The sequence below is a fragment of the Ruegeria sp. YKSD163 genome (assembly GCF_059612905.1).
Genome location: NZ_JBXWRM010000001.1, coordinates 314,049 through 337,114, shown reverse-complemented (window position 1 = coordinate 337,114; position 23,066 = coordinate 314,049). Strand labels below are relative to the sequence as shown.

General features: G+C 64.6%; 24 protein-coding genes. 16 read left to right on the top strand and 8 right to left on the bottom strand.

What is annotated here, in order from left to right:
• Position 1: 1 nt before the first annotated feature.
• Entirely contained in the window at positions 2-844 is an 843-nt protein-coding gene (locus AC2FNA_RS01610; RefSeq protein WP_496823921.1) for a MurR/RpiR family transcriptional regulator, read from the bottom strand.
• Positions 845-926: 82 nt separating this feature from the next.
• Between AC2FNA_RS01610 and AC2FNA_RS01605 the strand changes: the two genes are divergently transcribed.
• The 9 genes from AC2FNA_RS01605 to AC2FNA_RS01565 all read left to right on the top strand — a co-directional run bounded on the left by AC2FNA_RS01605 (position 927) and on the right by AC2FNA_RS01565 (position 8,391).
• Positions 927-1,697 (top strand): N-formylglutamate amidohydrolase, encoded by a 771-nt coding sequence (locus AC2FNA_RS01605; RefSeq protein ID WP_496823919.1) that lies wholly within the window; start codon positions 927-929, stop codon positions 1,695-1,697.
• Complete coding sequence (locus AC2FNA_RS01600; protein WP_496823917.1) at positions 1,694-2,335, top strand: cysteine hydrolase family protein; 642 nt, start codon at positions 1,694-1,696, stop codon at positions 2,333-2,335. The genes AC2FNA_RS01605 and AC2FNA_RS01600 overlap by 4 nt, the downstream gene beginning before the upstream one ends.
• Positions 2,328-3,053, top strand: a complete 726-nt coding sequence (locus tag AC2FNA_RS01595; protein WP_496823915.1) for an ABC transporter ATP-binding protein — start codon at positions 2,328-2,330, stop codon at positions 3,051-3,053. The genes AC2FNA_RS01600 and AC2FNA_RS01595 overlap by 8 nt, the downstream gene beginning before the upstream one ends.
• A 32-nt stretch (positions 3,054-3,085) precedes the next feature.
• On the top strand, positions 3,086-4,240 hold the full coding sequence (locus AC2FNA_RS01590) for an ABC transporter substrate-binding protein (RefSeq protein ID WP_496823913.1): 1,155 nt from the start codon (positions 3,086-3,088) through the stop codon (positions 4,238-4,240).
• A 61-nt stretch (positions 4,241-4,301) separates the two neighbouring features.
• The gene (locus AC2FNA_RS01585; RefSeq protein ID WP_496823911.1) at positions 4,302-5,000 is read left to right on the top strand and encodes an ABC transporter ATP-binding protein; all 699 of its coding nucleotides are present in this window, start codon (positions 4,302-4,304) and stop codon (positions 4,998-5,000) included.
• Position 5,001: 1 nt separating this feature from the next.
• A complete protein-coding gene (locus AC2FNA_RS01580) occupies positions 5,002-5,898 on the top strand; it encodes a branched-chain amino acid ABC transporter permease (protein ID WP_496823910.1) in 897 nt (298 codons plus the stop codon).
• Complete coding sequence (locus AC2FNA_RS01575) at positions 5,895-6,914, top strand: branched-chain amino acid ABC transporter permease (RefSeq protein WP_234145139.1); 1,020 nt, start codon at positions 5,895-5,897, stop codon at positions 6,912-6,914. Before AC2FNA_RS01580 ends, AC2FNA_RS01575 begins: the two co-directional genes overlap by 4 nt.
• A gap of 9 nt (positions 6,915-6,923) precedes the next feature.
• Entirely contained in the window at positions 6,924-7,862 is a 939-nt protein-coding gene (locus tag AC2FNA_RS01570) for an acetamidase/formamidase family protein (protein WP_496823908.1), read from the top strand.
• A 283-nt stretch (positions 7,863-8,145) separates the two neighbouring features.
• Positions 8,146-8,391: an EF-hand domain-containing protein gene (locus AC2FNA_RS01565; protein WP_234145141.1), complete on the top strand. Its 246-nt coding sequence runs from the start codon at positions 8,146-8,148 to the stop codon at positions 8,389-8,391.
• Between the two features lie 48 nt (positions 8,392-8,439).
• Here the strand turns inward: AC2FNA_RS01565 and AC2FNA_RS01560 are convergent, their stop codons facing one another.
• Positions 8,440-9,984 carry a trimethylamine methyltransferase family protein gene (locus AC2FNA_RS01560; protein ID WP_496823906.1) on the bottom strand — a complete coding sequence of 515 codons (1,545 nt, stop codon included), beginning with the start codon at positions 9,982-9,984 and terminating at the stop codon, positions 8,440-8,442.
• 418 nt (positions 9,985-10,402) lie between these two features.
• Here AC2FNA_RS01560 and AC2FNA_RS01555 point away from each other — a divergent pair, with 418 nt between their 5' ends.
• Positions 10,403-10,921, top strand: coding sequence for an outer membrane beta-barrel protein (locus AC2FNA_RS01555; RefSeq protein WP_496823905.1), 519 nt, complete (start codon positions 10,403-10,405; stop codon positions 10,919-10,921).
• 43 nt (positions 10,922-10,964) lie between these two features.
• Here AC2FNA_RS01555 and AC2FNA_RS01550 read toward each other — a convergent pair whose 3' ends face one another.
• A complete protein-coding gene (locus AC2FNA_RS01550) occupies positions 10,965-12,152 on the bottom strand; it encodes a pyridoxal phosphate-dependent aminotransferase (RefSeq protein WP_496823904.1) in 1,188 nt (395 codons plus the stop codon).
• Between the two features lie 257 nt (positions 12,153-12,409).
• Between AC2FNA_RS01550 and cysS the strand changes: the two genes are divergently transcribed.
• The 3 genes from cysS (at position 12,410) to AC2FNA_RS01535 (ending at position 16,372) form a co-directional block, all read left to right on the top strand.
• Entirely contained in the window at positions 12,410-13,843 is a 1,434-nt protein-coding gene (gene cysS, locus AC2FNA_RS01545) for a cysteine--tRNA ligase (protein ID WP_496823902.1), read from the top strand.
• 115 nt (positions 13,844-13,958) lie between these two features.
• Entirely contained in the window at positions 13,959-15,593 is a 1,635-nt protein-coding gene (gene cimA, locus AC2FNA_RS01540) for a citramalate synthase (protein WP_496823900.1), read from the top strand.
• Positions 15,590-16,372, top strand: coding sequence for a squalene/phytoene synthase family protein (locus AC2FNA_RS01535; protein ID WP_496823898.1), 783 nt, complete (start codon positions 15,590-15,592; stop codon positions 16,370-16,372). Before cimA ends, AC2FNA_RS01535 begins: the two co-directional genes overlap by 4 nt.
• A 131-nt stretch (positions 16,373-16,503) precedes the next feature.
• Here the strand turns inward: AC2FNA_RS01535 and AC2FNA_RS01530 are convergent, their stop codons facing one another.
• Positions 16,504-17,721, bottom strand: a complete 1,218-nt coding sequence (locus tag AC2FNA_RS01530) for an MFS transporter (protein ID WP_496823896.1) — start codon at positions 17,719-17,721, stop codon at positions 16,504-16,506.
• A gap of 103 nt (positions 17,722-17,824) precedes the next feature.
• Between AC2FNA_RS01530 and AC2FNA_RS01525 the strand changes: the two genes are divergently transcribed.
• Together AC2FNA_RS01525 and AC2FNA_RS01520 are read left to right on the top strand one after the other, a co-directional pair.
• Complete coding sequence (locus AC2FNA_RS01525) at positions 17,825-18,457, top strand: DNA-3-methyladenine glycosylase family protein (protein WP_496823894.1); 633 nt, start codon at positions 17,825-17,827, stop codon at positions 18,455-18,457.
• Positions 18,454-19,119, top strand: a complete 666-nt coding sequence (locus AC2FNA_RS01520) for an alpha/beta hydrolase (RefSeq protein WP_496823892.1) — start codon at positions 18,454-18,456, stop codon at positions 19,117-19,119. Before AC2FNA_RS01525 ends, AC2FNA_RS01520 begins: the two co-directional genes overlap by 4 nt.
• 19 nt (positions 19,120-19,138) lie before the next feature.
• On the opposite strand, the gene AC2FNA_RS01515 is transcribed toward AC2FNA_RS01520, so the two are convergent.
• Positions 19,139-19,741, bottom strand: coding sequence for a pseudouridine synthase (locus AC2FNA_RS01515; RefSeq protein WP_496823890.1), 603 nt, complete (start codon positions 19,739-19,741; stop codon positions 19,139-19,141).
• A gap of 215 nt (positions 19,742-19,956) precedes the next feature.
• On the opposite strand from AC2FNA_RS01515, the gene AC2FNA_RS01510 reads away from it, so the two are divergent.
• Complete coding sequence (locus tag AC2FNA_RS01510; RefSeq protein WP_011047847.1) at positions 19,957-20,541, top strand: HNH endonuclease; 585 nt, start codon at positions 19,957-19,959, stop codon at positions 20,539-20,541.
• Between the two features lie 3 nt (positions 20,542-20,544).
• Here AC2FNA_RS01510 and AC2FNA_RS01505 read toward each other — a convergent pair whose 3' ends face one another.
• The 3 genes from AC2FNA_RS01505 to rocF form a co-directional block, all read right to left on the bottom strand.
• On the bottom strand, positions 20,545-20,880 hold the full coding sequence (locus tag AC2FNA_RS01505) for a zinc ribbon domain-containing protein YjdM (protein WP_496823888.1): 336 nt from the start codon (positions 20,878-20,880) through the stop codon (positions 20,545-20,547).
• Positions 20,881-21,039: 159 nt separating this feature from the next.
• A complete protein-coding gene (ocd, locus tag AC2FNA_RS01500; protein ID WP_496823886.1) occupies positions 21,040-22,101 on the bottom strand; it encodes an ornithine cyclodeaminase in 1,062 nt (353 codons plus the stop codon).
• A gap of 22 nt (positions 22,102-22,123) precedes the next feature.
• Positions 22,124-23,050 (bottom strand): arginase, encoded by a 927-nt coding sequence (gene rocF / locus AC2FNA_RS01495; RefSeq protein ID WP_496824306.1) that lies wholly within the window; start codon positions 23,048-23,050, stop codon positions 22,124-22,126.
• Between the last annotated feature and the right edge of the window lie 16 nt (positions 23,051-23,066).

Genomic DNA, 23,066 nt, shown 5'->3' with positions numbered 1-23,066 from the left:
CTCAGCTCTCCCGTGCATGTCCCCTGGCCGCGTCCCAGGCTTCGATCCGGGCGCGGGTCTGGTCCCAATTGTCTTCGCCGACGCGGGTCGCCAGCGCCTCGGTCACCGCCAGCGCGGCCGAATAGCTGTCCCAGATCGTGCCCGTCTCGATCGGCACCGCCAGCACCTCCGAGGCATGGCGGGTGGCCGGAGACAGCCATTTGTCGGTCATCAGCACCACATGTGCCTTGCGGTCGCGCGCGGCCTGTTCGGCCAGCCGCGCCAGATTGGTCTGGTAGCGGCGGAAATCGACCATGAAGAACACGTCGCCCGGCCGCATCCTGAGCAGGTATTCGGGCCATGTCTCGGGGTCGCGGGGCAGGTGGAACACGCCCTGACGCGCCTGGCGCAGGTGAAATGACAGATGCTGCGCGATGGTGTCGCTGATGCGCCCGCCCAACGCGTAGACCGCGCGTTTGGGATCGCCGAGCAGGGCGCAGATGCGCGAGAACTGACCCTCGGTGATCGCGTCGCGGGCCGAATGCAGCTGTGCCGCCGCGCGGGCGACGAATTCGTCCAGATAGCCGCCCTCGATCCGGGTGCCACCATCATGCAGTTCGACAGGCGAGCGGTCGCCTTCCTTCAGTTCCGAGATCAGCCGGCGCTGCATCTCCTGATAGCCGGAGAGGCCGATCTTGGCCACGAAACGGGTGATCGAGGGCGCCGAGACCTCGGCCCGTTCGGCCAGTTCCTGGATCGAGATCAGCCCGGCATAGGGATAATCCGACAGCAGCGCCGCAGCCAGCTTGCGCTCGGACTGGGTCAGGCTGTCGGCATGGGCCTCGATTGCATGGCGAATGGTCATGGGTCCGATTATGATGAGAATAAATTTTCAATCAATGGCAATTTTCTTGACATTGAAAAAATTCTTTCTCTACTCTGGCGGCATGCAAGCTGCTGCCACTCCTCTTTTGCTGACAGATGCGGATCCCGCGCCGGTTGACCTGGTGGAGGCCGAAAGCGCTGCGCCATTGCTGCTGGTTTGTGAACATGCCGGGCGGGCGGTTCCGCGCGCCTTGGGTGACCTTGGGCTGGGCCCCGGGGTGCTCGACAGCCATCGTGGCTGGGATATAGGGGCCGAGGCGGTGGCGCGCGCGGTGGCGGCAGAGCTGGGTGCGCCGCTGATCCTGCAACGCTACAGCCGGTTGGTCATTGACGCCAACCGCCCGCCGCACAGCGCCGAGGCGATGCCCGAGGTCAGCGATGGCGCCGCCGTTCCCGGCAATCTCGGGCTGAGCGCGACAGCGCGCGCCAGCCGCATCGCCGAAATCTTCGACCCGATGGATCGCCAGATGGCGCACCTGCTCGACAGCCCGCCGCGCCGGGCGGCCTTCTCGATCCATTCCTACACACCCAGCATGGCGGGGCGCGCGCGCCCTTGGCATGCCGGTTTTCTGAGCCGCCAGAGCATGGCCACCGCCGAGGCGCTGCGCGACCACATCGCCGACCGCCGCCCCGATCTGGTGCTGGCGATCAACGAACCTTATCGGATTGAGGATGAGACCGACTGGTTTATCCCCGTCCATGCAGAGGCCCGTGGCCTGCCGCATTGCCTGATCGAGATTCGCAACGACCAGATCGACAGCGCCCCCGGCGCGGCCTTGTGGGCCGGGCTGCTGGCGGGTGCGATCACCCATGTGATGGAGAGCCTGACATGACCCTGACCCGCGATCTGCCGCTGATCCCGGCCCAATCGGCGCTGCTGTTCATCGACGTTCAGAACTTCTCGGCCCATCGCAACGGGGCCGAGTTCGACGGGCTGGACCCCGCCGAGTTCGATGCCAGATATGGCTGGTATTTCGACCAGCTCGACAGCCGCGTGATCCCTAACATGCAGGCGATTCAGGCCGCCTGCCGCACCGCCGGGGTCGAAGTGATGTATACCACCATCGAAAGCCTGACGCTGGACGGGCGCGACCGCTCGCTGGATTACAAGATTACCGGCTTCAACGTGCCAAAGGGCTCGTGGGACGGCAAGGTGATCGACGAGATCGCGCCCGAGGGGGACGAGATCGTGCTGCCCAAGGGGTCGTCCTCGGTTTTTGTTTCGACCCATATCGACTATGTGCTGCGCAATCTGGGCGTTCGACAACTGGTGATCTCGGGGCTGATCACCGATCAATGCGTCGAAAGCGCCATCCGCGATGCCTGCGACCTGGGTTATCTGGTGACCCAGGTCAGCGATGCCTGCCTGACCTACACCCAGGCGCGACACGACAATTCGCTCTCGGCGATCAAGGGCTATTGCAGACAGGTGACCACGCAAGAACTGGTGGCGGAGCTGGCCCGTGCTTGAACTCAAGGGTCTCAGCAAATCCTTTGGCGGCGTGCAGGCGGTGCGCGATGTGTCGATGCGGCTGGCGGCGGGGCAGGTGCATGGGCTGATCGGCCCCAATGGCGCGGGAAAGAGCACGCTGGTGAACCTGATCTCGGGGCTGCTCACTCATTCGGCGGGGACATTGACGCTGGACGGGCAATCGCTTGACGGGATGAGCGCGCCGCGCCGGGCCGAATGCGGTATCGCGCGCACCTTTCAGAACTTGCGGGTGTTCCCGGCGCTGACGGTGGAACAGAATATCGACGTCGCCCGCTATACCGCCGCGCGGGCCGGACGCAGTGCCGATGCGCTGGTGGCACAGGCGATGGTCCAGTTCGATCTGGACAGCCGCCGCAACAGCCGCGCCGATGCGCTGGCCTATGGCCAGCTGCGCCGGCTGGAAATCGTGCGCGCGCTGGCGCTGGCGCCGCGGGTGCTGATGCTGGACGAGCCGGCGGCGGGCATGAACGAACAGGAGACCCAGGCACTGGGGCGCGCGCTGACTTGGGTGCGCGGCCAGACCGATTGCGCATTTCTGGTCATCGACCACGATCTGAAATTCATCATGTCGCTGTGCGAACGGATCACGGTGCTGAACATGGGCGCGGTGATCGCCGAAGGCAACCCGCGCGAGGTATCGGAAAACAGGCAGGTCATCGACGCATATCTGGGAGAAGGCAACGACCACGCCGCCTGAACGGTGCGGCGGGCAACCAACAGGAGAATGACATGAGAAAGACCTCGATCGCGGCTCTGGCCTGCGTTGCAATAGCAAGCCCCGCGCTGGCGGCGGATACCATCAAGATCGGCCTCGGCGTGCCGATGACCGGCGATTACGCGCCCTATTCCGAATGGCAGGGCGCGCGCTGCATGGCGGACATGATCAACGCCAAAGGCGGTGTGAACGGTATGAAGATCGAAGTGCTGATCCAGGACAGCGGCGCCGACACGCAGACCGCCATCAGCCTGGCGCAGAAATTCCTCGACGAGGGCGCGGTGATGCTGGGCACCATCCCGTTCTCGGACACGATGATCCCGGTGGCGCAGGTCGCCCAGGGTTATGGTGTGTCGATCTTTCAGCCGCAATCGACCCAGGTCGAAATGCATGCAGGCATTGTCGACAACTTCTTCACCGGCGTCTCGCCCGACCCGTTCACCGCCACTGCAGCGGCGAACCACGCGCTGAGCCTCGGGGTCAAAAATGTTGTGCTGATGACCTCGGACGAGGGCGGCTCTTGGTCGGCGCGAACGCCGCTCTGGTTTGGTGACGTGGTCGAGGCCGGGGGCGGCAAGGTTTTGAGCAAGCTCAACTTCTCCTTCGGGACCTCGGACTGGTCGCCACAGATCGCCGAGATGAAAGCATTGGGCGAGCAGATCGACGCGGTCTATATCTCGTCGATCATGCCCGATATCGCGGTGCTGATCCGGCAGATGCGCAGCGCCGGGATCGAGGCCTATGTGGTGGGCGCCGACGGGTTTGACGACCCGTCGCTGGATGCCATCGGCAGCGATGATCCGACGATTCTGGACAAGGTGTTCTTTGCCACGTTGGCGCCCAGCCATGCCGACAGCGCGGTGGTCAAGTTCATCGCCGAGTGCAAGGAGATGGGGATCGACGTGCCGGGCCTGTTCCCGGCCACCGGGGCCGACACGGTCAAGGCGGTCGCCTGGGCGGTGGAACAGTCGGGCAGCACCGATCCGGTCACCCTGGCCGAGACCCTGCGCAACGCCGACAGCATCCCGGTGATGTCGGTGGATGCGATCTCGTTCAAGGAGACCCGGACCTATGCCCAGCGTACCATTCCGGTGATCGGCTTCGAAGGCGGCAAGCGGGTGCTGATCTCGAACGAGATCCCCGTCAACACGCCGACGGACTGGAACTGAAGCTGAACTGAGGCTGTGCGGGGCCGCGCTGGCCCCGCCGGAACCAAATCTGGGGCGGCGGATGCTGAATGTCACGGACCTGCGGGTCTATCACGGGCCGATCGAGGCGGTGCACGGGATCACCTTTCAGGTGAAGCCGGGGCAATGCGTTTCGCTGTTGGGGCCGAACGGAGCGGGCAAGACCTCGACCCTGTCGGCGATCACCGGCATTGCGCGGGCGACAGGCACCATCGCCTTTGACGGCTCCGATATGGGCGGCCTGCCGGTCGAGGCGCGGATGCGGCGCGGGCTGGCGATCTCGCCCGAGGGGCGGCGCGTCTTTGCCAACCTGACGGTAACCGAGAACCTGCGCCTTGGCGCCGCCATGCGGCCCGAGGGGCAGGCCGAGCGCATCGCGCGCTGGTTCGACACCTTTCCCATTCTGGGCGAACGGCGCGACCAGCAGGCGGGCACCCTGTCAGGGGGCGAACAGCAGATGCTGGCGATTGCCCGCGCGCTGATGTCCGAACCGCGTATCCTTCTCTTGGACGAACCGAGCCTGGGCCTGGCGCCGCGCATCGTGGCGCAGATCTTCGCCATGATCGAAACGCTGCGCCAGCAGGGGATGACCATCCTGCTGGTCGAACAGAACGCGACCCAGGCGCTGAGGCTGTCGGACTATGCCTATCTGCTCAACAACGGGCGTATCGTGGCCGAGGGAACGGCCGGGACACTGGGCCAGAGCGACGCGCTGATGGCGGAACTGACGGGGATCGGCTGAGATGGATTATGTTGCGCAACAGGCGATGAACGCCCTCTCTTTCGGTGCCGAATACGCGCTGCTGGCGCTGGGGCTGGCCATCGTGTTCTCGATCATGGGGCTGGTGAATTTCGCCCATGGTGAAATCATCGCGGTGGGCGGCTATACCATGGTCGCCATGGCCGCGCTGGCGCTGAGCAATCCGCTGATCGTGATCGGGGCGGCGGTGCTGGCGGCGGTAGCCGGGTCCATGATGCTGGAACGGGTGGCGTTCCGCCCGGTGCGCTATGCCGACCCGACCACGGGGCTGCTCACGGCCTTTGGTGTCTCGATCGTGTTGCAGAACCTGTTCCTGCTGCTGGTCTCGCCCCGGCCAATCGCGGTGACCTCTCTCTATTTCCTCGACTGGCCCGTCGATCTGGGCGCGATACGGGTTTCCTCGCTGCAACTGTTCGAGGCGCTGACCACGGCGGTGGTGATCGTGGCGCTGATGCTGTTTTTGCGCCGCACCGTGCTGGGCCTGGCGATGCGGGCGGCGTCGCTGGATTTCGAGATGGTGCGGCTGAGTGGTATCCGCGCCAACCGGGTTTTTGCCATGGCATTTGCCATCTCGGGCCTGCTGGCGGGGATCGCCTGCGTGTTCATCATGGCGCGGCGCGGCTCGGTCGATCCGCATCTGGGGTTCGATCCGGTGCTCAAGGCCTTTGTCGCCTGTGTGGTGGGCGGCTTTGGCAGCCTGCCTGGCGCGGTGCTGGGCGGCTTCCTGCTGGGGGCTGTCGAGGTGGCGATGCTGGTGATGCTGCCGCAATCGCTGGGCGGGATGACCGACGCCTTTGTCTTCGGGATCATCGCGATGGTGCTGATCTGGCGGCCTGACGGCATCCTGTCGCCGCCGGTCGAGAAGGGGGACAAGATATGACCCTGTCCCGAGCCCAGCGCCGCGGCATTGTCGGCGCCGCGCTGCTGGCGCTGATCCTGATCGTGATCGGGCTGGCCGCCACCTGGTTCGGCTCGCGCTATCAGTTGCGGCTGGTCTATGGCGCCTATGTCAACCTGCTGGTCGTATTGGCGCTGCAAGTGTTCATGGGCAATGCGCGGGTCACCAATCTCAGCCATTCCGCCTTTATGGGGATCGGCGCCTATGCCGCGGCAATCTGCGTGACACCGGAAAAGATCAAGGCGATCTCGCTGCCCGATGCGCCCTGGGGGTTGAACGCATTCGCGCTCGACCCGGTCAGTTCGGCGTTGATCGCGCTGGTGCTGACCGGGCTGGTGGCCTGGCTGGTGGGGGTGTTCATCGTGCGGCTGACCGGCATCGGCGCCACCATCGTGTCGCTGGCGGTGCTGGTCATCGTGCATGGGCTGTTCCTCTACCGCACCGATATCTTCAAGGGGAACCAGGCGTTCTTCGGCATCCCGCAACTCTTCAACCTGACCTGGGTGGTGGGGCTGGCGGTGCTGGTGGTGTTCATCACCCGTGGATTTCGCGAGAGCCGCTGGGGCGTTGCCCTGCGTGCCTCGGCCGATGACGAGGTGGGCGCCGCCGCCATGGGGGTGGACATCCACCGCCTGCGGCTGATGGCCTGGGTGCTGTCGGGGGTGCTGCTGGCGGTGGCGGGCATCGCCTATGCCTATTACCTGGGCACGATCTCGGCGCGGCCCTTCTATTTCAACCATGTATTCCTGACACTTGCCATGCTGATCCTGGGAGGGATGCGCACGGTGACAGGGGCGGTGCTGGGCACCTTTCTGATCTCGTTCGGGCTGGAATGGGTGCGCTGGCTGGAAACCGGTCCGGTGGTGCTGGGCATCGACCTGCCCGAGGCGCTGGGCCTGTCGGGCATCGTGCTGGGCGGGGTGATCGTGCTGACCATGGCGCTGCGCCCCGGCGGGCTGATGGGCGACCGCGAAATCGAGGATCTGATCTTGAAATAGGAGACGGCAATGGGCTGCAATCACACGATCCACAAGCACTCTCACCATTTCGGCTGGGACAACAGCATCGAGCCGGTGTTGCGGGTCACCCCCGGCCAGACGGTCGAGATCGAGACGATTGACAGCTCGGGCGGGCAATTGGGGCCGGGGTCGACCCTGGCCGATCTGGGCGCGCTGTCGTTCGACAAGGTGAACCCGGTGACCGGCCCCATCCATATCGACGGGGCCGAGCCGGGTGACGCGGTGGCGATCACCTTCCTCGACTTCAAGCCCTCGGGCTGGGGCTGGACCGCGAATATCCCCGGTTTCGGCCTGCTGAGCGACCAGTTCCCCGATCCGGCCCTGCATATCTGGAGCTATGACAAGGTGGCGATGCGTCCCGCGCTTTACGGTCCGGGCGGGCAGGTGCCGCTGAAACCTTTTGTGGGCACCATCGGGCTGGCACTGGCCGAGGCGGGCAATCATTCGGTGGTGCCGCCGCGCCGGGTGGGCGGCAATCTGGACATTCGCGACAATGCGGTGGGCACCACGCTCTATCTGCCGGTTGAGGTGGCGGGCGGCCTGTTGTCGCTGGGCGACACCCATGCCGCGCAAGGCGACGGCGAGATCTGTGGCACCGCTATCGAAAGCCCGATGGATGTGGCAATCAAGGTCGACCTGCTCAAGGGGGCCGATCTGGCCTTTCCCCGGTTCGAGACCGACGGCCCGGTCAGCCGCCATTTCGATGTCTCGGGTTACAGGGCCACCACCGGGATTGGCCCCGACCTGATGCAGGCGGCGCGCGATGCGGTGTCGGGCATGATCGACTGGATCTCCGCCACCACGGGGATGAGCGCGCTGGATGCCTATATGCTCTGTTCGGTCTGCGGCGACCTGCGCATCAGCGAGATCGTGGACATGCCGAACTGGACCGTCAGCTTCTACTTTCCCAAGACCGCGCTGGGCTGAACGGTCGGGCGCGCGACTCGGGTCCTGCGGCCCCGGGCGCCACGCGAGCAGGTTTCCGGCAGGAGCCTGCCGGATCCGGGCGATATCACCCGAAGAGTTCCGCCGAAACCGCTCGGGCGCGCGGCGGCGGGCGGCACCTTGCCGACGGGATACGGGACAACCGGCGCCCGTCAGCGCGAATCCGGGTCGTCGGTTCGCGCAAGGTGACAGGGATTTGCAGAGAGGGGACTGTGGGCCTGTCCGGACAAGACAGAGACATAACCCCACTTGAGGAGAGACTCAGATGACACCGAAACTGCTGGCCCTGCTGGGCGCCCTGGGACTGGCCCTGCCTGCGACCGCATGGGCGCAAAGCAGCGCGGATACGGATGGCGACGGCGTGCTGACCCTGACCGAGGTTCAGGCCGCCAACCCTGAGGTGAACGCAGAAACCTTTGTGCGGATGGATGCCAATGGTGATGCGGTCCTCGATTCCGAGGAGGTGGCCGCCGCACAAGAGGCAGGTCTGCTGCCCGCAAGCGACGGCTAACCGCCGCCAGGAACGGCGGCCTTGGGGCCGCCGTTTTTGTTCAACGTGTTACGCGGGCAAGTGAATGTTGAACTTCGCCCGGATCGCCGCATCGGTGGCGGCATCGAACCGCGCCGGAGAGCGTTCGGCCAGAATGGCCTCTTTGCGGGCAACGGCCTTGGCGATCAGGTCGGGCTTGTCCTTTTCAACCCATTCCTTGGGCGAGGTCCGGTCCCCCAGCGTGGGATAGACATAGTCCACCTGCATCCGGCCCAGCGTCTGGTCGGTGCCCAGATAATGGCCGCTGCCGCCCAGACACACTTCGGCGATCTGATCCACGGCCAGTGTCTCGTCGGTCACTTCGATGCCGCGCACGCAGCGCAGCGCCTGGCCGATCAGGTCGTCGGACAGGATCAGGCTTTCATGGCAGAAGCCCAGCAGCGACGCATGCATGCCCGCCGCCTCGTAGACCATGTTCAACCCCGACAGACCCGCCATGACGTTCGAGCACATCTGCTCCCACCCGGCCTGCATGTCGGGCAGCTTGCTGTCGGCGATCCCCGCCGCGGCGCCGCCGGGCAGGTCATAAAAGCGATGCATCTGGGCACAGCCCGCCGTCAGCAGCGCCTGTTCGCCCGATCCGCCGGTCATCGCGCCAGTGCGCAGGTCCAGGCCAAAGGGCCAGGTGCCGAAAATTGCGGGTGCTCCGGGCTTTACGGCATTTACGTAAACCAGACCGGCCAGGCATTCGGCCACCGCCTGTACGATGGCGCCCGCCACGGTCGAGGGCGCGGTGGCCCCGGCCATGCCCGCAGACAGCAACAGCACCGGCATGCCGTGCTTGATGCACTCCTCCATCACCAGACAGGATTCGGTGGCGAATTTCATCGGCGGCACGACAAAGCAGTTGGAGTTTGACACGAAGGGCCGCTCGCGCCAGTTGGCCTCGCCCCCGGCGATCATGTGCAGCATTTCGATGGCGGGTGCCACATAGGAAGGATCGGTGAAGGACACGCCGACATGCTTGTACGTGCCAGCACAACAAGCATAAATCGTGTTCATATCCATTTCGAAATTGTCGCTGATGTCGCGACAGACCATCGGGCGTTGCACGAAATGAATATTGTCGAGCGCCTCGCAAATCCGCGAGGCGTCGTGCAGATCCTGCACCGTCGAATCGCGGTATTCGCGGCCATCTACATCGACCATGTGAACCGCAGCCCCTGCGGTGCCGTAATGGACCCGCGTGCCCGAGAGTTCGAGATCGGTCTTGCCATCGCGGCTGTAGAGCGTCACCGAGCGGTTGGCGCGCGCCAGAGTGTCCTCGACCAGGGCGCGGGGAAAGCGGATGCGCTTGTCCTCGCCCAGGATACAGCCGGCGCCGACCAGATAGTCGATACCGCTTTGCGGGGCATCGGCCAGACCGATACGTTCCAGCGCATCAAGGGCCGCCGCATGGATACGCTCCATGTCCTGTTGGCTCAGAAGGTTCAGCGCGCCACCGCTCATACCGGGGCGGATGGGGCGCAGATGGTCGGGAAGCGCGGCAGAGCGGGCGGCGCGACGGGCCGAACGCCCGCCCGCACGGGCTGTGCTACGAGTCTGATCGTTCATGCAGGTAGAATCCTGGTGAGTTTGGGAATGGAAAGGAAGAAAACGCGTCAGCGGTGGCCAGGCCGACCCCGTGCGGCACGCCCCCGGTCGGCACCGATGGTACGGCTGACCAGGCAGATCTTGCTGCGTTCCTCTTGCATGCTTGCGCTCCTCATCCTGTGGCAGAATGCCATCCCGATCCGACCTGATCTGTCCTGTTTGCGACCTGCGTGTCGCAGCGCTCGTGCGCGGGATTCCGCGACGCTTTCGCCCCCCTGTGGCGGGTTCCGGCCCAGCCTGCAGGGCCGGAACCCTGGCTGCTTGAAGCGGCTGAAGACAAGGCGCATCTGTCTGGTGGCGACAAGAGAGCAGCGCTGAAAAAGATATTGGCGACAATATCTTGCCGGTTTTCTCATGTCCCGTGGCAAGGAGTAGAACAATGAAACATTTGGTTCCCGCACTGGTCGCGGTATCTATCGCGGCCGCCCCGGCAATCGCAGGTGACTGGAGCGGCGCCTATCTGGGTCTGGGTGTCGGTTATGGCGATGTCGATGGCCCCGGCGCGCGCGATGGCGAGGCCGCTACCTTCGGCGGTCATATCGGGTACAACTTCAATCTGGGTAATCGGTTCGTCATGGGCGGCGAGCTGGAATACGACCGCGTCAACAACGATCTGGGCGGCGGTGGCGGCACGCTGGACGAAATCGGGCGGCTCAAGGTCAAGGCCGGTTACGACTTCGGCCCGGTACTGGGCTATGGCGTGCTGGGGGCGGCGCGCGCCACCTCGACATTCGGCAATGAAAACGGCCTTGTCTATGGCCTGGGTCTGGCGATGCCGGTGACCGATTACCTGTCGCTCAGCGGTGAGGTGCTGCGCCACCAGTTCAAGGATTTTGGCGGCGCCGGAAGCGATTTCGACGTCAACACGTTCAACTTGCGGGCCTCTCTGCGGTTCTGACGCGACCGAAATCAAGGGCGGGCGGCCTGCGGGCCGCCCGATATCAGCCTTCGGACAGGCCAGACGTCTGCTGCGCCGCAAAGTGACAGAGCGTTTTGAGTGCCTTGACAAAGGCATCATCGGCGACGGTCATCGCCACCCGGACATGACCCGCCGCCGCCTTGCCAAAGCTCTCCCCGGGCATCACGGCGATATGGTGGGTCTTCAGCAAGGCTATGGCAAATGCCTCGCCCGACAGGCCGGTCGCCCGAATATCCAGCATCAGATACATTGCCCCCTGGGCCGGGCTGAGACGGACGGCATTCTGACCCGCCAGGATGTGCCGCGCCAGGTCGCGGCGGCGGCGAAAGGGCGCTGCGATCTCCTCTTCCAGATCCCGTCCCTGACCCAAGGCAAAAACCGCCGCGTCCTGCACAAACCCGGGCACGCCATAGGTGGTATGGGTGGCCAGCGTGATCAGATGCGAAATCGCCGCTTCCGGTCCCACGATCCAGCCGCAGCGCGACCCGGTCATGGCGTGGGACTTGGACATCGAGCCGACAACCAGCGTGCGCTCGGCCATTCCGGGCAGCGCACGGGGGGACAGATGCGCTCCTTCCCAGATCTGTGTGTCATAGACCTCGTCCGAGATAAGCCACAAGTCGCGGTCCTGGCAGACACGGGCGATCCCCTCCAGCGTTTCGCGGCCATAGACTACCCCCGTTGGGTTGTTGGGTGAGTTGATCAGGAGAGACACCGCGCCATCTGCTTCCGCTCCGATCAATTCGGCGCGCGGCTGGAACCCGTCCTCGGCCCTCGCGATCACGGCGCGGGGCAGGGCGCCGACACCGCGAATCGTACCTGGATAGGTGGCGTAATAGGGATCGACAAATAACGCTGTATCCCCCGGATCACAGGCGGCGCTATGGGCCGCGAAGAGAGCCGCCTGACCGCCCGGTGTGATCAGCACGTTGTCGCGGGTCGTGCGTTGACCGGTCCGTTCCTGAACCCGCGCGGCCACGGTATCGCGCAACAGGGCCGTGCCCGGAACCATGGCATACCCGGTATGACCACCGCGCGCAGAGCGGTCCATGGCATCGAGAATCGAGCTGTGCGTCCGCGTGTCATGTTCGCCAATGGTCAGTTCGGTCACGGCGATGCCTTCGGCGATCATCCGACGCGCCCGCAGGAACAGGTCCCATCCGTCCGATCCGCCCCCGGTGAGGCCGGTTATCCGCCGTGACAGTCTCATCTCGCTTCCCTTGCCTGTGTCCCAGGCGGAGAGGGGCAGAGCCGGTACTGCTTGTCAATTACCGTCCGGATTTCATGTTGGAGAAGCAGGCCCGGCGTGCTAAGGGATGTTCCATGACCCGCACCATTCGCATCATTATCTGCTGCATTACCCGCTGATCCATTCGCGGGCTGGTCATTCGTCGTTTTCTTCGCAAAGACAAGTTGCTAAGCCCGCGCTGACAAGCGCCTGCCGCATGCTGTTGAGGAACAAGACCGATGACGACGATCAAGCTGCACAACACAAGGACGCGGACAAAGGAAGAGTTTGTCCCGATCGACCCCCAGAACGTGCGCATGTATGTCTGCGGTCCCACGGTCTATGACCGGGCGCATCTGGGCAACGCGCGGCCCGTGGTGGTGTTCGACGTGCTCTACCGGCTGCTGCGCCATGTCTATGGTGCGGATAACGTGACCTATGTGCGCAACTTCACCGACGTCGACGACAAGATCAACGCGCGCGCGGCTGAGAGCGGGCGACCCATCGGCGATATCACCGCCGAGACGACCCAGTGGTTTCTGGACGACATGGGCGCGCTTGGCGCGCTGGAACCCGACCACATGCCGCGCGCCACAGAGTACATCCCGCAGATGGTGGCGATGATCGAAAGCCTGATCGCCAAGGGCCATGCCTATGCGGCCGAGGGTCATGTGCTGTTCGCGGTGGATTCGTGGAAAGAGCACTATGGCAAGCTCTCGGGCCGCTCGGTCGACGACATGATCGCAGGCGCGCGGGTCGAGGTTGCGCCCTACAAGAAGAACCCGATGGATTTCGTGCTGTGGAAACCCTCGACCCCCGATCTGCCCGGCTGGGACAGCCCCTGGGGCCGGGGGCGGCCCGGCTGGCATATCGAATGCTCGGCCATGAGCTATGAACTGCTGGGCGAAAGCTTCGACATCCATGGCGGCGGCAACGACCTGATGTTTCCGCATCACGAGAACGAAATCGCGCAAAGCTGCTGCGCCCATCCCGAGGGACATTTTGCGAATTTCTGGCTGCATAACGAGATGTTGCAGGTCGAGGGCAAGAAGATGTCCAAGTCGCTGGGCAACTTCTTTACCGTGCGCGACCTGCTCGATCAGGGCATCCCGGGCGAGGTGATCCGGTTTGTGTTCCTAAGCACGCATTACCGCAAGCCTATGGACTGGACCGAGAAGAAGGCGAAAGAAGCCGAGGCAACCCTGCTGAAATGGAAGCAACTGATAGACCTCTCGAGAGATGAGGTCGCGAAAAGGTATACAGGCAGCAATCCACCCGATGTTGTTCTAGAGGCCTTGATGGACGACCTGAATACATCCAAGGCCATCAGTAGTCTCCATGCATTGGCAAAGGAGGCGAAAACCTCTTTGACAGCAAAAGTAGACTTGGCCGAGGCCATGGATTTTCTCGGATTCGACCATACGCATATTTGGTCTGTTTCGCATGGTTACTCGCTTACTAAGCTGCTGGGCGATCCGGTTGATTTCGGGTCCTACGAGGAGTTGTTGTTCAAGGCCCGGCAAACGGCAATGGAGACAAAGGACTTCGGCGAAGTAGATCGCATAACAGGCATTTTGCGTGACGCTGGTTTGGAAGTTCGAATTTCGAAGGCTGAAGTTGTTATCGACGTAACTGCAGAATTCGACCCCGCCAAGCTGGAGGCCCTGAAATGACCCTCCACCTCGAATGTCCCGCCCGGGCTTGCCCGGGCAGCGCCCGACCCGCCCCCATGGGCGGGCGCTATGCGCCCACCCCGGGCCGGGCGCTGCCCTGTCGAGGAGGCACCGCATGACCCGCGAGCGTCTCTATCTCTACGACACCACCCTGCGCGATGGGCAACAGACCCAGGGTGTACAGTTCTCGACCCCGGAAAAGCTGCGCATCGCCAGCGCACTCGACAGCCTCGGCATAGACTATATCGAGGGCGGCTGGCCCGGGGCCAACCCCACCGACAGCGCCTTTTTCGATGCCGCCCCGGCGACCCGCGCCCGACTGACCGCCTTTGGCATGACCAAACGGTCGGGCCGCTCGGCCGAGAACGATGATGTGCTGGCTGCCGTGATGAACGCGGGCACCGGCACCGTTTGTCTGGTGGGCAAGGCGCATGACTACCACGTGACTCATGCGCTGGGGATCGAGCTGGCCGAGAATACCGAGAACATCCGCGCCTCGATGGCCCATATCGTGGCGCAGGGGCGCGAGGCGCTGTTTGATGCCGAGCATTTCTTTGACGGCTATCGCGACAATCCCGCCTATGCGCTGGAGGTCTGCCGGGCCGCGCTGGAGGCAGGCGCGCGCTGGATCGTGCTGTGTGACACCAATGGCGGCGCCATGCCCGCCGATGTGGCCCGCGTGGTGGGCGAGGTGATCGCCGCCGGTATCCCCGGCGACCGTCTGGGCATCCATTGCCACAACGACACCGATCAGGCGGTGGCCTGTTCTCTGGCCGCGGTGATGGCGGGCGCGCGCCAGATCCAGGGCACGCTGAACGGGCTGGGCGAGCGCTGTGGCAATGCCAACCTGACCTCGCTGATCCCGACGCTGTTGTTGAAGGAACCCTATGCCAGCCGGTTCGAAACCGGTGTCAGCGCGGGGGCGCTGGCCGACCTGACCCGGATCAGCCGCATGCTGGACGATATCCTGAACCGGGTGCCGGTGAAACAGGCGCCCTATGTCGGCTCGTCGGCCTTTGCCCACAAGGCCGGGCTGCATGCCAGCGCCATCCTCAAGGACCCTTCGACCTATGAACATATCGACCCCGCGCTGGTCGGCAACGAGCGCATCATCCCGATGTCGAACCAGGCCGGCCAGTCGAACCTGCGCAAGCGGCTGACCGATGCGGGGCTGAGCGTGCCGCCGGGCGATCCGGCGCTGGGGCATATCCTGGAGCGGATCAAGGCGCGCGAGGACGAGGGCTATTCCTATGATACCGCGCAGGCCAGTTTCGAGCTGCTGGCCCGACGCGAACTGGGCCAGATGCCCGCGTTCTTCGAGGTCAAGCGCTACAAGGTCACGGTCGAGCGGCGCAAGAACAAGTATGACCGCATGGTCAGCCTGTCCGAGGCGGTCGTGGTGGTCAAGGTGGATGGCGAAAAGCTGCTTTCGGTTAGCGAGTCGCTGGACGAAACTGGTAGCGACCGCGGCCCGGTCAACGCGCTCTACAAGGCGCTGGCCAAGGATCTGGGGCGCTATTCGGCGATCCTGAGTGACATGCGGCTGGTGGATTTCAAGGTACGCATCACGCAAGGCGGTACCGAGGCCGTGACCCGTGTCATCATCGACAGCGAGGATGGCAAGGGGCGGCGCTGGTCCACCGTGGGTGTCAGCGCCAACATAGTCGATGCCTCGTTCGAGGCGCTCCTGGACGCGATCAACTGGAAGTTGCTGCGCGATTGTGCGGGGCACGAGGCGGCGGCGGAGTGAGTGACGTCTTCGACGCCGATCTGACCGCCTGCGCCGAGCTGGTGCAGCGCGCCGACCCGGACCGGTTTGCGGCGGCCATGGCAGCGCCGGTGGCGGCGCGGCGGGTGCTGTTCCCGCTCTACGCGCTGGCGGTCGAGGTGGCGCGCGCGCCCTGGGCCTCGGCCGAACCGATGATCGCAGAGATGCGCCTGCAATGGTGGCGCGACGCGCTGGAAGAGTTGGCCATGGGCAAGCCGCCGCGCCGGCATCCGGTGGTGACGCCGCTGGCGGGTATCCTCAGCCCGCAGATGGCGGCGCGGCTCGATGGGTTCGTAGCGGTGCGGCGCTGGGACATCTATCGCGACCCGTTTGAGGATGAAGCCCACCTGACCCGTTACCTGGAACGGAGCAGCGGCACGCTGCTATGCGCTGCGGCGGCCGCGCTGGGGCAGGCCGACGAGGGCGTCTTGCGCGATTACGGCCATGCGATGGGGCTTGCCAACTGGTTCCGCGCCATCCCGGAACTGGAGGCGCGCGGACGCATCCCGTTGCTCGACGGTACCCCCGCAGGTATCCGGCAACTGGCCGAGGAGGGGCTTGACCGGCTGTCTCGGGCGCGCGCGAAACGCGCCATGATCTCACCCGCTGCGCGGCCCGCGCTTTTGCCCGGTTGGCAGAGCGGTGCGCTGTTATGTCAGGCATACAAGGAGCCCGCACGTGTGGCGGCGGGCGAGCTTGGCCTCAGCCCGTTCGCGCGACACCTGCGCCTCAGTCTCCAGGTTGCGACTGGCCGCTGGTGACGGTTTTGCGAGGCTCCGCCTCGCGCTCCGGAGTATTTGCCGCGGAATGAAGAGAAGTGCTTTCGCTCTTTCCTCTTGCTGGAAATATCCCGGGGAGATTCGCCGCCAGGCGATGGGGGCAGCGCCCCCGCTCAGGCCTCCCTGGGGCGCAGCATCAGCCAGATCAGCGCGCCGCCCGCCAGAGTCAGGAAGGGCACCATCGCCAGGTTTACAGCGGTCCAGCCCTCGACCGGCGACCCGCCCGAGCAGTTCATCAACCCGCCCGAGGCCAGCGAGGCCATGGTGACGCCGCCAAATACCAGAAGGTCGTTCAACCCCTGCATCCGGCCGCGCTCATGTGGTTCATGGGCACCGGCCAGCATGGTGGTGGCGCCGATAAAGCCAAAGTTCCAGCCCAGACCCAGAAGAATGAGCGCGATGAAGAAGTTGTTGAGATCGACCCCTTGCAGCGCCACCACCCCGGCGGCGGCCAGCACCACCAGACCGGCGGCCAAGACCTTTTCCACCCCGAACCGGGCGATCAGATGGCCGGTAAAGAAGCTGGGCACATACATGGCCAGCACGTGGCTGGTCACCACATCCGCCGCGTCACCCTGATCATATCCGCAGCCCACCACCGCCAGCGGGGTCGAGGTCATCACCAGGTTCATCAGCGCGTAAGAAACCATGGCGCAGATCACCGCCACCGCGATCCGCGGAGTTTTCAGCAGTTCCATCCGCGTGCGCCCGCGCGGGCTGTCGGCGGCGGGCGGGGTCGGGCGCGGAATGTCGAGGAAGAAGAACAGGAGCGCGCCCAACAGGTTGACCCCAATCACCGCGTAATAGGTGCCAAGAAACGGTACGACATAGGCGTCGGACGTGGCCTTCACCAGTTGTGGCCCGATGATCGCAGCGGCCAGACCGCCCGCCATGACATACGAGATCGCCTTGGGCCGGAACGCGTCCGAGGCGGTATCGGCGGCGGCAAAACGATAGAAGCCATGCGCGCTCATATAGACGCCGGTCAGCAGGCTGCCCGCCAGAAAGACAGGGAAAGACGAGAGGTAAAGCCCATAGGCCCCGACAGCTCCGCCCAGTGCACCCGCCAATGCCCCCAGCAGGAATCCGGCGCGGCGACCCCATTTCTGCATGATGGCCGAAATCGGTGTTGCTGACAGCATCGACCCCAGAACGATGAGCGAGATCGGCAGCGTCGCAAGGCAGACATTGCTGGCCAACGACTGGCCGGCCAACCCGCCGATGGTGAAGATCATCGGCATCTGCGCGCCCAGGATGGCCTGGGCGGCGACGAGAACGGCGACGTTGCGCTTGGCGCGGCTGTCGTTGGTATGGTTATCGGCGAGCGTCATGGACGCATGCGTATCGGCGAATGCATGTGGCGGCAAGCCGGTTGAAACCAATTGTGAACAGATTAACCTTTCCGTGAACTGCTATCGTATCTCAGGGGTCGGGATGACTGTTGGACGTATCATCGAATCCCCAGATTGCGTGGCCGAAGGGGCGGCCTGGCTGGCCGAGATCTGTCCGCGCATGGCCTATGCGATGACGCTGACCGGGCCCTTGCCGTTGCGCCGCCGGCCGGATGGCTTTGCCGAACTGCTCAGCGCCATTGTCAGCCAGCAGGTGAGCGTCGCCTCGGCCAATGCGATCTGGGCGCGGATGCGGGCGGCGGGGCTGACCGGCCCGCGCAAGATCCTCTGGGCCAGTGATGACGATCTGCGCGCTGTGGGTCTGAGCCGGCAGAAGATCCGCTATGCCCGCGAGCTTGCCAAGGCGCGCATTGATTTCAAAGGTTTGCGGGCCGTTCCGGATGCGGATGTGGTGGCCGAGCTGACCCGGGTTCCCGGCATCGGGGTCTGGACGGCCGAGATCTATGCCATGTTCAGCCTGGGCCGTGCCGATGTGTTCGCGCCCGGCGATCTGGCCCTTCAGGAAGCGGCGCGCGTCCTTTATGATCTGCCCGAACGCCCAAGCGAACGCGCCCTGCGACAGATGGCGCTGGCCTGGTCGCCCTGGCGCTCGGTTGCGGCGCGCGTGCTCTGGGCCTATTACCGGGTGGCAAAGGACAGGGAAGGGATCAGATGACACGTGTTCTGAGGGCCGAGCGCAAGGCGCCGGTATCGGGCGACACCCGCTCGGCGGTGGTGTTCGTGCATGGCTATGGTGCCAATGGGGCCGATCTGTTGGGGCTTGCCGATGTTCTGGGCGAACACCTGCCTGACACGATGTTTGTGGCGCCCGACGCGCCCGAGACCATCCCGGGCATGCCCTTTGGCTTCCAGTGGTTTCCAATCCCCTGGCTCGACGGCTCCTCGGAGGAGGAAGCGCGGCGTGGGATGGAAGCGGCGGTGGCCGATTTTGATGCCTTCCTTGACGCGCTGATGGTGGACGAGGATCTGCTGCCGGAACAGGTGGTGCTGTTCGGTTTCAGCCAGGGCACGATGATGAGCCTGCATGTCGCGCCCCGCCGCGAAGACCCGGTGGCTGGCGTGGTGGCCTTTTCGGGGCGGTTGCTGGAGCCGGACCTGCTGGCCGACGAGGTGGTCAGCCGGATGCCGGTGCTGCTGGTGCATGGCGATGCCGATGACGTGGTGCCGCCGCAATCGCTGCCGCAGGCGGCAGAGGCCTTGCAGGGCGCCGGTTTCAAAGAGGTCTATGCCCATGTGATGAAGGGGACCGGCCACGGCATCGCGCCCGATGGGCTGAGTGTGGCGCTGGCCTTCATGCGCGACAAGCTGAGCCTCTGAGGCGTGCTGCGCCGCGCGATCAGCGGCGCGGGCGCCCTTTTTGTGGGCCGGATGGGGCAGGAGCGGCGGGCATCGGCAGGCTCTGCCATTCGCCGGGCGCCAGCCCGTCCAGCGTCCACTCACCGATCCGCGCCCGGATCAGGCGCAGGGTCGGATGGCCGACTGCGGCGGTCATCCGGCGCACCTGCCGGTTACGGCCTTCGCGAATGGTCAGCTCGATCCAGCTGTCCGGCACCGATTTGCGCTCTCTGATAGGGGGATTTCGCGGCCAGAGGTTCGCAGGTTCGGGCATGGCGCGGGCACGGGCATGGCGCGTCAGCCCGTCCTTCAGTTCGACCCCTTCGGCCAGCGCCCTGAGCGCGGCCGCATCGGGCACGCCTTCGACCTGCACCCAATAGGTCTTGGCCAGCTTGTGCTTGGGGTCGGCGATCCGCGCCTGCAACCGGCCATCGTCGGTCAGCAGCATCAGCCCCTCGCTGTCGCGATCCAGCCGTCCGGCGGGGTAAACGCCCGGCAGGTCGATATGGTCGGACAGGGTCGCGCGCGGGCTGTCGGCGCTGCCGCGATCGGTGAATTGCGACAGCACGTCATAAGGTTTGTTGAAGCGGATGAACCAGGCCATGGGCGTTGCCAATAGCGCGCGCCGCGCGTTGCGGCAAGCCTGTGGATAACCGTCACGACCCTGTTACTTGCACAAGCTAGTGCAGTGCCGACATGTAGTGGAAAATCAAGGCTTGCCAGCGACCGGACACGATATATAGTTGGTTCGAAGCCGGGGCGGGTGCTCCCCGCTCTGGACAGGTCTCATGGCAATCCGGGGCAAGGAGAGAATCCGGGATGGATGGCGATTTCAGGACTGATTTTGTGCGCGAGCCGGGTGCGTTGAAACATCACCCGGCGCTGGTGCTGAATGCCGATTACCGCCCGCTCTCCTATTATCCGCTGTCGCTCTGGCCCTGGCAGGAGGCGATCAAGGCGGCCTGGCTGGACCGGGTCGATATCATCGCCGAATATGACGAGGTGGTGCGCAGCCCCAGCGTGGTGCTCCGAATACCCTCGGTCGTGGTGCTGAAAGACTATGTGAAACCTCAGAAGCGCGTGGCCTTCACGCGCTTCAATTTGTTTCTGAGGGACGAATTCCGCTGCCAGTATTGCGGTGGCAAGGGCGATCTGACCTTTGACCATGTGGTGCCGCGCGCCGCCGGGGGCGTGACCAGCTGGGAAAACGTGGTCGCCGCCTGCGCGCCCTGCAACCTGCGCAAAGGGTCGAAATCGCTGCGCCAGGCCAACATGTCGCTGCGCCGTCCGCCGCGTCGCCCGCAGGCCGAGGAATTGCAGAATGTGGGTCGCAAGTTCCCGCCCAACCACCTGCACGAAAGCTGGATGGACTTCCTCTACTGGGATGCCGAACTGGACGCGTGACGCTTAGTCGGCGGCCTTCTTCACGAATTGCGATTTCAATCCCATCGGGCCGATGCCGGGGATCTTGCAGTCGATATCGTGATCGCCGCCCACCAGGCGGATATTGCGCACCTTGGTGCCCACCTTGACCACGGCCGAGGATCCCCTGACCTTGAGATCCTTGATCACGGTCACCGTATCTCCATCCGCCAGCAGATTGCCGACGCTGTCGCGGATGCCGACCTCGGCCTCTTCCCTTGCCTGCCATTCATGGCCGCATTCGGGGCAGTTCAGCAGCGCGTCCACCTGATAGGTGAAGGATGAGGCGCAATCGGGGCAGGGTGGCAGGTTATCGGTCATGCCCCGCCTTACCGGCCCACTCGTCCGCGTGCAAGGCAGCTATTCGCGCGTGCCGCGCGATGTCTCCGGCGGGGTATCTGCGGCAAGAGGAAAGCCAGGGGTCCATTCTTTCATTTCGCCGCAAATACTCCGGAGCGCGAGGCAGAGCCTCGCATGTCATCAGCCCTCGGCAGGCGCCGCCCGTTGCAGCATGCCGAACAGGTCGCGCGGGTCGTCGGGGTCGGCCAGCAGGTCGAGCGCGTGATAAAGGCCGGTCTCCTGCAACCGGTCGCGCACATAGCGCAGGGCCGAGAAATCCTCGATGGCGAAGCCCACGCTGTCAAACAGGGTGATCTGACGGTCCGAGGTGCGGCCCTGGGCCTTGCCGGTGATCACCTGCCACATCTCGATCACCGGGTGATCGGGGGCCAGTTGCTGGATCTCGCCCTCGATCCGGGTCTGCGGCGGGTATTCGACGAAGATATCCGAGCGGTGCAGGATCGCCTCGGCCAGTTCGGTCTTGCCCGGGCAGTCGCCGCCGATGGCGTTGATATGCACGCCCGAACCCACCATGTTGTCGGTCAGGATGGTGGCATATTGCTTGTCGGCGGTGCAGGTCGTCAGGATCTGGGCGCCTTCGATCGCCTCTTCGGGGCTGGTGCAGCTCACCACCTCGATCCCCTGTCCGGCCAGGTTGCGGGCAGCCTTGGCGGTGGCGGCGGGGTCGGTATCGTAGAGACGAACGGATTTCAGGCCGCAGATCGCCTTCATCGCCAGGTTCTGGAACTCGGACTGGGCGCCATTGCCGATCATCGCCATCGTATGCGCGCCTTTGGGGGCAAGGTACTTGGCCACCAGGGCCGAGGTTGCGGCGGTGCGCAGAGCGGTCAGCAGGGTCATTTCGCTCAGCAGCACCGGATAGCCCGTTTCGACCGACGCCAGCAGGCCGAATGCGGTGACGGTCTGAAGCCCCTCTTTGGTGTTCTTGGGGTGGCCGTTCACGTATTTGAAGCCATAAAGCTCACCATCCGAGGTCGGCATTAGCTCGATCACGCCGACGGGTGAATGGCTGGCAACGCGCGGGGTCTTGTCAAAGCTTTCCCAGCGGCGGAAGTCGGCCTCGATATAGTCGGCAATGCCGCGCATCATCTTTTCGACACCGATGCGGTGCACCAGTTGCATCATGTGATCGACCGAGACAAAGGGCACCAGGGCCTTGTCCGAGGGGGGGAGGGTCGTCATGTCGGGGTCCTTTCCGGGGCGATCAGGAATAGCTTTGTGTCGGACGGTCGAAGACGCGCCGGCCGAGTGCTGACGCGGCCAGATCGACCATCAGCTGAGCGGTGCGGCCGCGCTCGTCGAGGAACGGGTTGAGCTCGACCAGATCCATCGAGGTCATCAGCCCGCTGTCGCAGATCATTTCCATCACCAGATGTCCCTCGCGGATGGTGGCGCCACCGGGCACAGTGGTGCCGACGGCGGGTGCAATGGCGGGGTCGAGAAAATCGACGTCGAGCGAGACATGCAGCAAGCCGTTCGCCTTGGCCACGGTATCGAGAAAGGCCTGGAGGGGGCGGGCAATACCATGTTCGTCGATCTGGCGCATGTCGTGAAAGCGGATCCTGGTCTGTTGCAGGGCCTCGCGTTCGGCCCGGTCGACCGACCGCAGGCCGATGATACAGATGTTTTCCTGCGGCACCGGATTCTTGATCACCGGAAAGCCGGCAAAGCCAGCGCGCCCGGTGACATAGCCCAATGGGGTGCCGTGCAGATTGCCCGAGGCCGAGGTGTCGGGCGTGTGATAATCGCTATGGGCATCGAGCCACAGCACGAATTGCGGGCGTCCGACGCTTGCAGCATGGTTGGCTGCACCCGCCACGCTGCCCAGGGCCAGCGCATGATCGCCGCCCAGAAAGATCGGCAGTCCGAGGGGCATCGCCTGTTCGGCGGCGCGGATCAGGCGGTGCGTCCAGCCGATGGTGCGGTTGGGCTGATGCAGATGTGTGTCGCCCGGCTCGGGGGAGTGTTCGGCCGGTGACAGGTTACCCAGATCCTCGACCATATGGCCCAGATCGGCCAGCGCCTCGGCCAGGCCGGCAGTACGATAGGAATCGGGGCCCATCAGGCAGCCGGTGCGGCGCTTGCCGCTGTCGACCGGGGCGCCGATCAGAATGCAGCGTTTGGGAGTCATAAGGTGCAGTCTCATT